Annotated in this window: 10 protein-coding genes and 1 pseudogene; 6 read left to right on the top strand and 5 right to left on the bottom strand. The window is 67.4% G+C overall.

The annotated features are described in order from the left end of the window. Window position 1: 1 nt before the first annotated feature. Complete coding sequence (locus tag ACZ7MG_RS37570) at window positions 2–355, bottom strand: SCO3933 family regulatory protein (RefSeq protein WP_257565087.1); 354 nt, start codon at window positions 353–355, stop codon at window positions 2–4. A gap of 426 nt (window positions 356–781) precedes the next feature. Between ACZ7MG_RS37570 and ACZ7MG_RS37565 the strand changes: the two are divergent. Continuing rightward, window positions 782–1,824, top strand: a pseudogene (locus ACZ7MG_RS37565) (XRE family transcriptional regulator). Here the strand turns inward: ACZ7MG_RS37565 and ACZ7MG_RS37560 are convergent. Beyond that, complete coding sequence (locus tag ACZ7MG_RS37560) at window positions 1,808–2,602, bottom strand: NUDIX domain-containing protein (protein ID WP_471388636.1); 795 nt, start codon at window positions 2,600–2,602, stop codon at window positions 1,808–1,810. The pseudogene ACZ7MG_RS37565 and the gene ACZ7MG_RS37560 sit on opposite strands and share 17 nt — an antisense overlap. A 481-nt stretch (window positions 2,603–3,083) precedes the next feature. Beyond that, window positions 3,084–4,331 carry a GTP pyrophosphokinase gene (locus ACZ7MG_RS37555; RefSeq protein WP_471395443.1) on the bottom strand — a complete coding sequence of 416 codons (1,248 nt, stop codon included), beginning with the start codon at window positions 4,329–4,331 and terminating at the stop codon, window positions 3,084–3,086. Window positions 4,332–4,649: 318 nt separating this feature from the next. Here ACZ7MG_RS37555 and rlmN point away from each other — a divergent pair, with 318 nt between their 5' ends. The 5 genes from rlmN (at window position 4,650) to ACZ7MG_RS37530 (ending at window position 10,608) form a co-directional block, all read left to right on the top strand. Further along, window positions 4,650–5,756 carry a dual-specificity RNA methyltransferase RlmN gene (gene rlmN, locus ACZ7MG_RS37550; RefSeq protein ID WP_471395442.1) on the top strand — a complete coding sequence of 369 codons (1,107 nt, stop codon included), beginning with the start codon at window positions 4,650–4,652 and terminating at the stop codon, window positions 5,754–5,756. A 220-nt stretch (window positions 5,757–5,976) separates the two neighbouring features. After that, window positions 5,977–7,071: a thiamine ABC transporter substrate-binding protein gene (locus tag ACZ7MG_RS37545; protein WP_471395441.1), complete on the top strand. Its 1,095-nt coding sequence runs from the start codon at window positions 5,977–5,979 to the stop codon at window positions 7,069–7,071. A 53-nt stretch (window positions 7,072–7,124) separates the two neighbouring features. Beyond that, entirely contained in the window at window positions 7,125–8,744 is a 1,620-nt protein-coding gene (locus ACZ7MG_RS37540) for an ABC transporter permease (RefSeq protein WP_471395440.1), read from the top strand. After that, window positions 8,744–9,781 (top strand): ABC transporter ATP-binding protein, encoded by a 1,038-nt coding sequence (locus ACZ7MG_RS37535; protein WP_471395439.1) that lies wholly within the window; start codon window positions 8,744–8,746, stop codon window positions 9,779–9,781. Before ACZ7MG_RS37540 ends, ACZ7MG_RS37535 begins: the two co-directional genes overlap by 1 nt. Window positions 9,782–9,792: 11 nt before the next feature. Next, complete coding sequence (locus tag ACZ7MG_RS37530; RefSeq protein ID WP_471395438.1) at window positions 9,793–10,608, top strand: maleylpyruvate isomerase family mycothiol-dependent enzyme; 816 nt, start codon at window positions 9,793–9,795, stop codon at window positions 10,606–10,608. Window positions 10,609–10,697: 89 nt separating this feature from the next. On the opposite strand, the gene ACZ7MG_RS37525 is transcribed toward ACZ7MG_RS37530, so the two are convergent. Next, window positions 10,698–11,453, bottom strand: a complete 756-nt coding sequence (locus ACZ7MG_RS37525) for an LAETG motif-containing sortase-dependent surface protein (RefSeq protein WP_471395437.1) — start codon at window positions 11,451–11,453, stop codon at window positions 10,698–10,700. Window positions 11,454–11,559: 106 nt separating this feature from the next. Further along, complete coding sequence (locus ACZ7MG_RS37520) at window positions 11,560–12,708, bottom strand: LOG family protein (RefSeq protein ID WP_471395436.1); 1,149 nt, start codon at window positions 12,706–12,708, stop codon at window positions 11,560–11,562. Between the last annotated feature and the right edge of the window lie 95 nt (window positions 12,709–12,803).

The raw sequence follows: 12,803 nt of genomic DNA, 5'->3' as shown, positions 1-12,803 counted from the left end.
ATCAGGCAGCCTTCGGCTTCGAGGCAGCGGCGGCGAGCGAGGTGACCGCGACCGCGCGGAACGCGATGCCGTGGCGCTTCTGGCCGTTGAACTCGTTCTCCCACGCCGAGGCGACCAGGCCGGTCAGCGCGACCGGGGTGCCCATGGCCAGGTCCTCGGAGACGCCCGGCTGCGGAACGGTGAGCTTGAGGATCTCGACCTCGTCCGGGGTGGAGAACATGACCTCCACGGTCATCAGGGTCACGCCGTCCTTGTCGAGGGCGATCTCACCGGTACGGCGGTCCTTGACCTTCGGCTGCGGAGCCTTGGCGATCATCACGGTCGCGGCGGACGTGTCGACGGGGATCTGACGCATGATGGAACTCCCTTTCAGAGGGGTGGGAGCGGCGTACTTGCTTGGCGGTGGGTCGCCGCTCCCGTGCGTTGGCGATGCGCCCGCAGCTGAGCCGCAGGCCTTTGCGCTTCCAACTGGTGCGCACCAACAGACTGCAACTGGTGCGCACCAGATGTCAAGCGGTGTCGCCGATCCGGCGCTTCAACTCGCCTTACTGCGACGGTTCAAGAGAACCGTTTCCGCCAACGACCCGGTAGCCAACAGGGGTTAACACCTGTCGCGTTAACCCCTGCCGACCTGGGGTGATGTGAGGCATCCTGCTAGGAGGTCTCAACAACCCAAGCAGGGCGGCGCGACGTGACGAACGGACTCAAGGCAGCAAGGAGCGCACGAGAGTGGTCGCAAGAGCGGCTGGTTCGCGAGATTGAGCGCCATGCGCGACAGCACATGCTCACCGTCGCATCAATGGCGAGTCTGCGGGTGTACGTCTCGGAGTGGGAAAACGGTCGGCGCCCTATCTCGGCCGCTACGCGAAGATCCTCCGTGCTCTGCTCGGCATCACCGACGACGAACTGATGGGTCGGGCGGACACCGCAGCCGCGCCAGCCACGGCGGATGGATACGACGAACTCATGGGCCGGATCGATGCGGCTCGCACCGTCAGTCTGACCATGGTGAAGACCTTCATGGACCAGACGGAGCTTTTCAGGACCATGGACCGGCAGATGGGGGCCGCGAGCCTCGTCGACCAGATGGGCGCCCATCTGACCACCCTGGAGGACGCGCTCACGTTCGCTGTACTCCCTGAAACCCGGCGTCCGGTCGCTCGGGCTCTTGTCGGGGCGGCGACACTGGCAGCATGGCAGGCGCTGGACGTCGGAGCGGTAGAACGAGCCTGGCGCCACTACGAGTTGGGTAAGCGAGCCGCCCAGGAAGCCGACGAGCCGATGTACCTCGCGCACGCCACAGCCGAACAGGCCTACGTACTTTGCGACGCGGGCCGCGCCCCCATGGCGGTCGAGTTGATACGCGACGCTCAGCGACTCGGAGGCAAGGCCATGTCCCCGCGCCTCACGGCGTGGTTGTACGCGGCCGAAGCCGAGATATGTGCCCGAGCGGGTATGGCGGACGAGTGCCGGCGGGCGCTGGAGAACGCGATGCGGTCCCTTCCGCCGGGCGAGGAGGCCCGAGATCCGGACATGCTCAGCATCTTCCTCAACGAAGGGCACCTCACCAGGTGGCGTGGCAACGCGCTCGCCCTGATAGGCGACGACGAAGCCGTGAGCAGCCTTTACGCAGCCCTCGACACAGCCGATCCCACGTTCATACGAGCCTCTGCAGGACTGCGCTGCGACCTCGCACAGGCGCACATGGCCCGCGGCGAGTACGACCAGGCGCACGACCATCTACGCCAGGCCCGCTTGCTCGCCAGCCGCACGGGATCGGTACGCCAGCGACGTCGAGTCGAACAGCTCAGGCAGCGGTTGTAGGCGAAGCCCCAACACCCCGTGAGGCGAGGACGTGAAGCAGGGCGACGAGCGTTCCGGAGCCCATCAGTTCGCCACGCGCCATGAGCCCTGGAATGTCGGAGAGGGGCACCCAAGCGATGTGCCCAGCTTCTTCGAGATCTGTCGGTTCACCGACGAGCTTGGCACCCTGGCCGACGAAGATCTCATGCGGCGAGTCGACCATGCCAACCATGGGCTGATAGGTGACCACGTGCTCAAGAGCGTCCGGGCGCCACCCGGTCTCTTCCTCGACCTCACGTAGCGCCGTCTGCAAGGGCTCTTCACCCTCGTCGACGATGCCGCCGGGGAGCTCCCAGCCGAACGAGTTCGGGACGAAGCGGTACCGCCACATCATCAGCACGCGCTCTTGTTCATCGAGGATGGCAGCGATGGCCACATGGTGCAGCTTCACTACGTGGTGCTCGAAGCGCTCGACTCCGGGCGGCTCGACGTCGACGAGGCTGAGGGTCACCCAACGGTTGTCGTACAGGGTCCGCTCACCATGAATCTGCCACGGCTCGACATCCGTCGGCGCCTCAGTCGTCACAGACTGATCAGGCACCCGGTACGAGCTTCGGCCATGCACCTCGATGACGCCTTCGGTGATGAGCTTGGCGAGCACCTGGCGGAGTGCCGTACGACCGATGTCCAGCTCTTCCGACAGGGTCCGCTCAGACGGGAGCTTGGAGCCTGGCAGGTACGTGCCTGTCGCGATCCACTCTCGGATCGTTCGGTAGACCCGCTCTGACTTCGGTCCCATCCGGTGAGCACGCTCCCTGTCGTCGTGTTAGGTCGGCCGGCACAAGCGTAGCGACCACATCGGAAAATCCGTAGGTGGTAGCACGACCCTCGTAGATCACCAGAGCGCGGTAGAACTTTCCCTACTTCATCAAGAGCCCGCGCACGGCGCGGGCGCGCGCCGCCTCTGCGGCGCGGCCTGCCTCCTGTCTGCGCCCCGGCTGGCCGCGCCCGGCGGCGCGCTCGGCGACTGCGGGCATGAAGTGGGAGACACCCTCTGTGGCTGGGGCGGTCGGCTCCACGGCTTTAGGCAGCCACTTTGGGGCGAGCCTCTAAGATCATGGCCCCAACGTCGTGCTTTACGGGCAGGTCCACTGACTGCCCGACTCGCCATGAGCTTACGGGGCCATGATCACTCGCCCCAAAGCAGCTCCAGCCCAAAGCCGTTCCGCCGACCTCGTTGGCCAGCCGTGATCACACGGGAAGTTCTAGACCACCTTTTTTTAAGGGGCGAACCGGCGGATCTTTTCCGTAAGCTCCTCAACCTGATCAGCTGCCTCGGCTAGGAAGAGGGGGGACGGTACATTCCGTCCGTGTACTACGTTGTTGCGCAACCTCCGAAGCGAATCGATCTCATGGCGTGTCTCGGTGTCCAACATTGGTAGGCGCTCGAGGACTGATCGAGAAAGAGGTACCACGATTCGGTTGCTATCTTCACGCGGGAGCAGATTTCGTACCGTCTCCTCCAGTTTCACCCATCGTGTAAGGAAGCGGCCAATCTCTCGATGCATCCTTGAGCTCAGGGATTCAGGATCAAGGAGATGTTCGACATTGACCCGAACGAAATTGAAGTGGTCATACCGTGAAGGATCCTCGGCAAGAAGAGCATCGATTACCTGCTCCGAGAGGGGGCGCGTCTCGACATTGTCATGAAGGGAATCAAGGTACGGATCCAGGTCGGCTGGTGCTTCCTTTTTCAGTTCCCTCAAGAAGTTAAATAGTAGGTCTACTCGACCAAGGCCTGAGTCGCCGACTGGCTCACCTAGAATCTTTCCTGCCTGGTTCAGAAGGTATGCAGCGAGTTCATAGTGATTGAGGAAGCGGCCACTCCGGGTCACTCGATTTTCGCTCGCCTCTTGCAGCATTCTCAGTGACATCTCGCCAGCGATAACCAGTCCATTGAGCTGATCCAAGATTTGCTTTTCTGCATCGGACAGGTCGCCGGACAGTGGTTTGTAGGCGAGATCATGTTCCACCTCAGACCAGGCGTGCATGAGCACCGACGCAACCTGCACCTCGACGAGAGCTTTTGCGTATCGTGTATCCGGGTCGATTAGGTCGCGTTCCTTGAGTCGGACTCGATAGTGAGTCGCCGAATATCCGGAGAACTCCTTTTCTTTAGACCTCTTGTTCGACTCGGGGAAAGTCTTTTTCTCTACTAGATCGAAGAGGCGATTTACGGCCTTTTCAACTTGATCCTGCTCGGCTGGGAAATAAAGCGCAATGCGGACGCCTGCCAGGTCTACAATATCTTCGTAGATATCCTCCACTATCCTATACTTCTTCCTTGGTGCGCGCTGGCGGCACTTCTCTTCTAGTCTTGCAATGTCCTTCGCGCGATAGGTGACGATGCAGCGGACGCCTGATTCCTTCAGATCCCTTTCCAGGGCTTGCATGACTAGTTGCGCCGCCCTGCTATAAAAGTCGTACTCCCTTGCGTAGCGTGCAATAAATTGATCAATGATCTCCATGACTCCCTCTGGTCTTCCGATCCCGCATCCACGTCTATGCGTAGGATGCCGCAAAGTAGTGCTGGTGGGGGACCAATCGCCCACAGAACGCGTCACCTGGGCCACTTCGCAGTTCCAGACGGTGCCCACGCCCGCGTGCCTTCGATGCAACGACTTGCGTGCCGCAGTCATGCCGAATCTGTGGCCTCACTCTCAGCGTCTGGGCCGTCCCTGGGCCGTCCGAGGTCGACCAACGCCGACAGTCGCCACCCACGGGTGACCACCCCCACCCCCCTCTGGCCTGGGCTCCCCGAGTTGATCTGCGACACTGGGTGGGTTATGCCGAAGCCCGGAGAACTCACATTCGTCGCCCCCCGCGGAGCCAAGAAGCCGCCGCGGCATCTTGCTGATCTTTCGCCTGTGGAGCGGAAGGAGGCTGTTGCCGCGATCGGGGAGAAGCCGTTTCGTGCCAAGCAGCTCTCGCAGCACTACTTCGCGCGGTACGCGCACGACCCGGAGCAGTGGACCGACATCCCCGCGGGTGCGCGTACGAAGCTTCAGGAGGCGCTGCTTCCGGAGCTGATGACCGTCGTACGGCATCTGTCGACCGACCAGGAGACCACGCGGAAGACGCTGTGGCGGATGTTCGACGGGACGCTCGTCGAGTCCGTGCTGATGCGGTACCCGGACCGGGTCACCATGTGCATCAGTTCGCAGGCCGGGTGCGGGATGAACTGCCCGTTCTGTGCCACCGGGCAGGCCGGGCTGGACCGGAATCTGTCCACCGCCGAGATCGTCCATCAGATCGTGGACGGGATGCGGGCACTGAGGGATGGCGAGATTCCCGGTGGGGCCGCTCGGCTGTCCAACATCGTCTTCATGGGGATGGGCGAGCCGCTCGCCAACTACAACCGGGTCGTCGGCGCGATCAGGCGGCTGACCGATCCGGAGCCGGACGGGCTCGGACTCTCGCAGCGCGGGATCACCGTGTCCACGGTCGGGCTGGTACCCGCCATCCACCGGTTCTCCGACGAGGGCTTCAAGTGCCGACTCGCGATCTCCCTGCACGCGCCGGACGACGAACTGCGCGACACCCTCGTCCCCGTGAACACGCGGTGGAAGGTGCGTGAGGTCCTCGACGCCGGGTGGGAGTACGCGGCGAAGTCCGGGCGGCGGCTGTCCATCGAGTACGCGCTGATCCGGGACATCAACGACCAGGCGTGGCGCGGTGACCGGCTGGGCCGGCTGCTCAAGGGCAAGCCGGTGCACGTGAACCTGATCCCGCTGAACCCGACTCCGGGGTCGAAGTGGACCGCCTCACGGCCCGAGGACGAGAAGGCGTTCGTCGAGGCCATTGCCGCCCACGGGGTGCCGGTGACCGTCCGGGACACCCGGGGGCAGGAGATCGACGGGGCGTGCGGTCAGCTCGCGGCGACCGAGCGATAGACCGAGAGGTACCCTGAGTCCCGTACGTACATATTCATATTCCGACAGGGGAGCGCCACAGCGCTGAGAGTGCGGCAACCAGGCCGCAGACCCTCTGAACCTCGCCCAGGTCATTCTGGGTAGGAAGTTCGGTCTTCACTCGAGCTGTTGCGCCCTGCCCGGGAGCCGTTCACGGCCCTCCGGGCAGGGCCGCGTCTCTTCCTGGTCACTTCCAGGAGGAATGAAACCAGTGGGCATCACCAGAAGAGCGACGGTTCTTGTCGCCGGTCTCGGGCTCGTCACGCTGTCCGCGTGTGGTTCGTCGTCCTCCGGCGACGGCGGATCGGGCGGTGGGTCCAAGACCGTCACCCTCGTCAGCCATGGCTCCTTCGCCTACTCCAAGGACGTGCTGAAGGCGTTCGAGAAGGAGTCCGGGTACAAGGTCAAGGTCCTCAAGAGCGGGGACGCCGGGCAGGCCGTCAACCAGGCGATCCTGACCAAGGACAACCCGCAGGGCGACGTCTTCTTCGGCGTCGACAACACGCTGCTGTCCCGCGCCCTCGACAACGGCCTCTTCCAGCCGTACGAGGCGAAGGGGCTCGACAAGGTCGGCGCCCAGTACCAGTTGGACAAGGACGAGCACCGGGTCACGCCCATCGACTCCGGTGACATCTGCGTCAACTACGACAAGGCGTACTTTGAGAAGAAGAAGATCGAGCCGCCGCGGTCGTTCGATGATCTTGTCAAGCCCGCGTACAAGGATCTCCTCGTCACCGAGAACGCCTCCACCTCCTCGCCGGGGCTCGGGTTCGTCCTCGGTACGGCCGCGAAGTACGGCGACGAGGGGTGGGAGGGGTACTGGGAGAAGCTCAAGGCCAATGGCGTGAAGGTCGTCGACGGCTGGGAGCAGGCCTACTACCAGGAGTTCTCCGGGTCGACGGACGGCAAGAAGGCCGGCGGCGACCGGCCGCTCGTCGTGTCGTACGCCTCCTCGCCGCCCGCCGAGGTCGTCTTCGCGGACCCGCGCCCGAAGACCGCGCCGACCGGGGTCGCGGAGGGCACCTGCTTCCGGCAGATCGAGTTCGCGGGGCTGCTGAGCAACGCGAAGAACGCCGAGGGCGGCAAGGCGCTGATCGACTTCCTGATCTCGAAGCGGTTCCAGGAGGACATGCCGCTCAACATGTTCGTGTATCCGGTGGTCGAGGGGGCTGCCGTGCCCGCCGAGTTCACCGAGTACGGGCCCGCGGCGAAGGATCCCGAGACCATGGCGCCCGCGAAGATCGCCGAGAACCGTGACCAGTGGGTCAAGTCGTGGACCTCGCTCGTACTGAAGTAGCCGAGGTACCTCGGCGACGCACCCGCTCCGGGAACGCGGCTCGGCTCGGGCTCATGGCGTTGCCCGTCGCCTTCTTCGGGGTGTTCTTCGCCTATCCCGTCGCCGCGATCGTCGTACGGGGGCTGAAGGCGGACGGCAGTTGGCGGTTCGGGCGGGTCGGGGAGGTGCTGGGGGACTCCGGGATCCGGCATGTGCTGTGGTTCACCACCTGGCAGGCGCTCGTCTCGACCGCGCTCACGCTGCTGATCGCACTCCCCGGCGCATATGTGTTCGCGCGCTTCGATTTCAGGGGCAAGCAGGTGCTGCGGGCGGTCGTGACCGTGCCGTTCGTGCTGCCGACCGTGGTCGTCGGCACGGCGTTCCTGGCGCTCGTCGGGCGCGGCGGGCTCTTCGACGAGCTGTGGGGCGTACGGCTGGACACGACCGTGTGGGCGATCCTGCTCGCGCATGTGTTCTTCAACTACGCGGTCGTCGTACGGACGGTCGGTGGGCTGTGGGCGCAGCTCGACCCGCGGCAGGAGGAGGCCGCGCGCATGCTCGGTGCGTCTCCGCTCGCCGCCTGGCGGAGGGTCACGCTCCCGGCGCTCGGGCCCGCCGTGGCCGCCGCCGCGCTGATGGTCTTTCTCTTCACCTTCACCTCGTTCGGGGTGGTGCAGATCCTCGGCGGGCCGACCTTCTCCACGCTCGAAGTGGAGATCTACCGGCAGACCTCGGAAATCTTCGACCTGGGCGCCGCCGCCGTGCTGACGCTCGTGCAGTTCGTCGCGGTCGGGCTGATCCTCGCCGTGCACGCGTGGACCGTGCGGCGACGGGAGACCGCGCTGCGGCTGGTGGACGCGTCGCTGACGGCGCGGCGACCGCGCGGGGCCGGTCAGTGGGCGCTGCTGGGCGGGGTCCTCGCCACGGTCGTGGTGCTGATCCTGCTGCCGCTGGGCGTGCTGGTGGAACGGTCGTTCGACACGTCGTCCGGGTCGGTGTTCGGCTACTACAAGGCGCTGACCGGCGACGACAGCGGGATCTTCCTGGTCGCGCCGATCGAGGCGGTCGGGAACTCGCTCCGGTACGCGGCGGTCGCGACCGTCATCGCCCTGCTGATCGGTGGGCTCGCCGCCGCCGCGCTCACCCGGCGGGCCGGGCGGCTCGTCCGGGGTTTCGACGCCCTGCTGATGCTGCCGCTCGGGGTGTCCGCGGTGACCGTCGGCTTCGGGTTCCTGATCGCGCTGGACGAGCCGCCCCTCGATCTGCGGTCCTCCTGGCTCCTGGTGCCGCTCGCCCAGGCCCTGGTCGGCGTCCCCTTCGTCGTACGGACCATGCTGCCCGTGCTGCGCGCGGTGGACGAACGGCTGCGGGAGGCGGCGGCCGTGCTCGGGGCGTCGCCGTGGCGGGTGTGGCGCGAGGTCGATCTGCCGCTGGTGCGGCGGGCGCTGCTGATCGCGGCCGGGTTCGCCTTCGCCGTGTCGCTCGGGGAGTTCGGGGCGACCGTATTCATCGCGCGCGCCGACAACCCGACGCTCCCGGTCGCCGTGGCCCGGCTGCTCGGCCGCCCCGGTGATCTCAACTACGGCCAGGCGATGGCCCTTTCGACGATTCTGATGGTGGTGTGCGCGGTGGCCCTGCTGGTGCTGGAACGGCTCCGTACCGATCGCGCCTCCGACCGTGTGGGGGAGTTCTGATGGCGCTGCTCAGGCTTGAGGACGCGACCGTACGGTTCGAGGGGCGGCCCGTGCTCGACGCCGTCGGTCTGGAGGTCGCCGAGCACGAGATCGTGTGTGTGCTCGGGCCGAGCGGGAGCGGAAAGTCGACGCTGCTGCGGGTGGTCGCCGGGCTGCAACCTCTCGATGGGGGGCGCGTGTCGCTCGACGGGAAGGACCAGACGGGCGTGCCCGCGCACAAGCGTGGTGTGGGCCTGATGTTCCAGGACCATCAGCTCTTCCCGCAGCGGGACGTGGCCGGCAACGTCGCCTTCGGGCCCCGGATGCACGGTGCGGCGAAGGGCGAACGGGCCGTACGGGTACGGGAGTTGCTGGAGCTGGTCGGACTGCCCGGAGCCGCGCGCCGGCGCGTCGGGGAGCTGTCCGGTGGTGAGCAGCAGCGGGTCGCGCTGGCGCGGGCGCTCGCCCCGCGCCCCCGGCTGCTGATGCTCGACGAGCCGCTCGGCCAGCTGGACCGGTCGCTGCGGGAGCGGTTGGTCGTCGAACTCCGGGAGCTGTTCGGGGAGTTGGGGACGACCGTGCTGGCGGTCACGCACGACCAGGGTGAGGCGTTCGCGCTGGCCGACCGGGTCGTGGTGATGCGGGACGGGCGGATCGCCCAGTCCGGTACGCCTCTTGAGGTGTGGCAGCGGCCGGTCGACGAGTTCGTGGCCCGCTTCCTCGGCTTCGACAACGTGGTCGAGGCCACGGTGACCGGGGCGGTCGCGGACACGGCGTGGGGCAAGGTGCCGGTGCCGGAGGGCTCACCGCAGGGGGCGTGCGCGCTGCTCGTACGGCCCGCCGGCGTGCGCCTGGTGGAGGTGGCCGACGGGCTGCGCTGCACCGTGGCCGCGCGCACGTTCCGGGGCACCCATGTCGCCGTGCACCTCCAGCCGGAGGGCGCGCCGCGGCTGGAGGCGGCGTGCGCGCTGCGGGACGCGCCGGAGCCCGGTGACCGGGTCGGCGTGGGCTTCGACCCGGCCGAAATCGTCGTGCTGGGAGCGGCCCCGGCCGCATAAAGTGCGGCCTCATGGCGATGCGTACGCAAGAACCCCGGGTCCGGCACGACCGCTACTGCGCCGAGATCGAGGCGCAGGTACGGAAGTTGAGGGACATCGTGACCTCGGGCGCCGATCTGTCGGCGACCGTGCCGACCTGCCCCGACTGGTCGCTGGAACAACTGCTGCGGCACACCGGCGGCGCCCTGCGCTGGGTCGAGCTGAACGTACGGACCCGGGCGAAGGAAGAGGTGACCGAGGCCGACGTCCCGCTGTACGAGGGCCCGGAGCGGCAGGGCGACCCGGCCGCGCTGGACGCGTGGCTCGCGGAGACCGGCGAGATGATCGTGGCCACGCTGCGCGAGGCGGGGCCCGAGGAGCCCGTGTGGTCGTGGGGCTGGGAGCACAGCGCCGGATTCTGGGCCCGCCGGATGGCCCATGAGCAGGTGATCCACGGTGCCGACGCCGCGCTCACCGTCGGGCGGCCGGTCCAGGTGGCGCCGGAGATCGCCGCCGACGCCATCGACGAGTGGCTGGAGATCGTCGAGTTCGTCCAGCGGACGATGCCGCACGACGAGGCGGCCGAACTGCGCGGTCCCGGGCGCAGTATCCACCTCCACGCCACGGACGCGTCGGCTGAGGTGAACGCCGAGTGGATCGTGGAGCTGACCGAGGACGGCGTGCGCTGGCGCCGCGGTCATGAGAAGGCGACCGTCGCGCTGCGCGGGCCGCTCACCGAGGTGCTGCTCGCCTTCTATCGCCGGTTGCCGCCGGACGGCGGGGAGTTGGAGGTGCTGGGCGACCGGGAACTGCTGGACTTCTGGCTGCGGCGGGCGACGTTCGACTGAACGCGACGGGGGGAGCCGTGGGGTGGACGGGCGGGTGGCCCGTACCCCGTGGTGAAGGGGTACGGGCCGCCCGCCCTGACCAGCGGTGATCAGCGTGTGGAGGCCCCGCGCCGCCGCGTGCTGTAGTACACGGCACCGGCGCCGAGGGCGACCAGGGCCGCCGCGGCACCGGCGATCGTGCCGGTGTTGGAGTCGCCACCGGTCTCGGCGAGGTTGGAGTCGCCCTCGGGGGAGGGGGCGTTGTCGCCGTTCGAGCCCACGGGGGTGGTGCCCTCGGACGCGGACGGAGTGGGGGAGTTCTTGGTCTTGGACGGCTCGTCCTTGCCGTTGTCCTCGCCGTTGTCCTCGCCCTTGTCCTTGTCCTTGCCTTCGTTCTTGCCTTCGCTCTTGTCGTCCGCGGGCTTCTCCGGGCTCTTCGAGGCGGCCGGCGGGGTCACCGCGTCCTCCGCGCAGGACTCCGCGGGGGCGATCAGGTTGGGCGCGATGTCCTCGTTGACGTAGTCCGCCGCCGTGACGTGGATCCGGTACTCGGCCTCCGGCTCCCAGTCCTCCTCGAAGGTGATGGTGACGCCGTCGGCGGTGGAGTTCTCGATGGTCTTGCTGCCGACCTGGCGCAGGTCTGCCCCGTTGTTCTCCAGATAGACGGTGATCTCGGCCTTGACGCCCTCGGGGTCCACGTCGGTCACACGGATGACGCCCTTGCCGCCGTCGCACTCGGCGACCGCGGAGAAGTCCTTGATGCTGCAGGCCAGGGCGTTGCCCGCGGCGCCGAACACGAGTGCGGCGGACGCGACGGCAACACCGACAGAGCGCGAAGTCCGCGCGGTACGGGGGAATATGGACACTTTTGCCCTTCACGGGAAGCACAGGGGGAGTGGGGGTGACGGAGGGCCGCCGGAGGGGCGGCTTCCCCATGTGCCTCACAGGTTTATAAGCGGGCCATAAGTACTGTCAATCCGAAGAAGTGTTTGAGCTGCCGTCGTTGAGACGCGCCAAGGCCGCCGGGGCCTCCTCGATCCGGTCCACCATGGCGATCCGCGCCTCCATCGAACGGTCCCGGGCCAGTGACCGGAGCAGCGGCCAGGCCGGCAGCCTCTCCGTCCAGTGGGCACGGTCGACGAGGACCATGGGGGTCGGTTCGCCCCGCGACTCGTAGTAGTTGGGGGTCGCGTTGTCGAAGATCTCCTGGACGGTGCCGGCCGCGCCCGGCAGGAACACGACGCCGGTGTCGCAGCGGGCGAGCAGACCGTCCTCGCGGGTGGCGTTGGCGAAGTACTTGGCGATGTGCGACGCGAACGGGTTCGGCGGCTCATGGCCGTAGAACCAGGTGGGGATGCCGACGGAGGTGCCGCCCTTCGGCCAGCGCGTGCGCACCTCGAAGGCGGCGGCCGCCCACTCGGTGATCGAGGGCGTGAACCTCGGTGCCTTCGCCAGTAGTTGGAGCGCCTCGGTGAGCATGGCGTCGTCGTACGGGGCGGCGTGGGCGCCCAGGTTCGCCGCCTCCATCGCGCCCGGACCGCCGCCGGTGGCGACGGTGAGACCCGAGCGGGCCAGGGAGCGGCCGAGGCGGGCGGCACCCTCGTACGCCTCCGTGCCGCGTGCCATCGCGTGGCCGCCCATCACGCCCACCACCCGGGCGCCGGACAGGAGTTCGTCGAGGGCGTCGGAGACGGAGTCGTCGTGGACGGCCCGCAGCATGGAGGCGTAGACGTCCCGGTCGGCCTTGGTCCGCTGGAACCAGGCGTACGCGAGGGCGTCCGGTGTCGCCTCGTAACCGCCGTCCGACAGGGACGCGAAGAGCTCGTCGGGGGAGTAGAGCAGGCCCCGGTACGGGTCGAAGGGCAGACCGGGGACGGGCGGGAAGACGAGGGCGCCGTCCGCGCGTATCTTCGCGGCGGCCTCGTCGCGCATCCGGCAGCCGAGGAAGACGGCGCCGGTGGTGCCGGTGGTGAGCAGTTCGCGCGTACGGTCCGTCAGGTCGACGGCCTGGACCCGGAATCCGGAGAGGGTGCGACGGGACGAGACGACGGCGTCGAACTCCTCGATCGTCTCGATCTCGTGGTCGTCGTGGTGGGCCGCGTGGGCGGGCATCGTCTGCACCCGTCCCATGCTAGGGCGCTCCGCTGGTTGGGCCGGGCGCCTGTGGGGGTGGGGGCGACTGGGGGTGGGCGGTGCGGGTGGAGGGTGGTTGCTCG

It is taken from the genome of Streptomyces sp. NPDC107538 (assembly GCF_055657445.1).
This window is presented reverse-complemented; position numbering and strand designations above follow the sequence as displayed.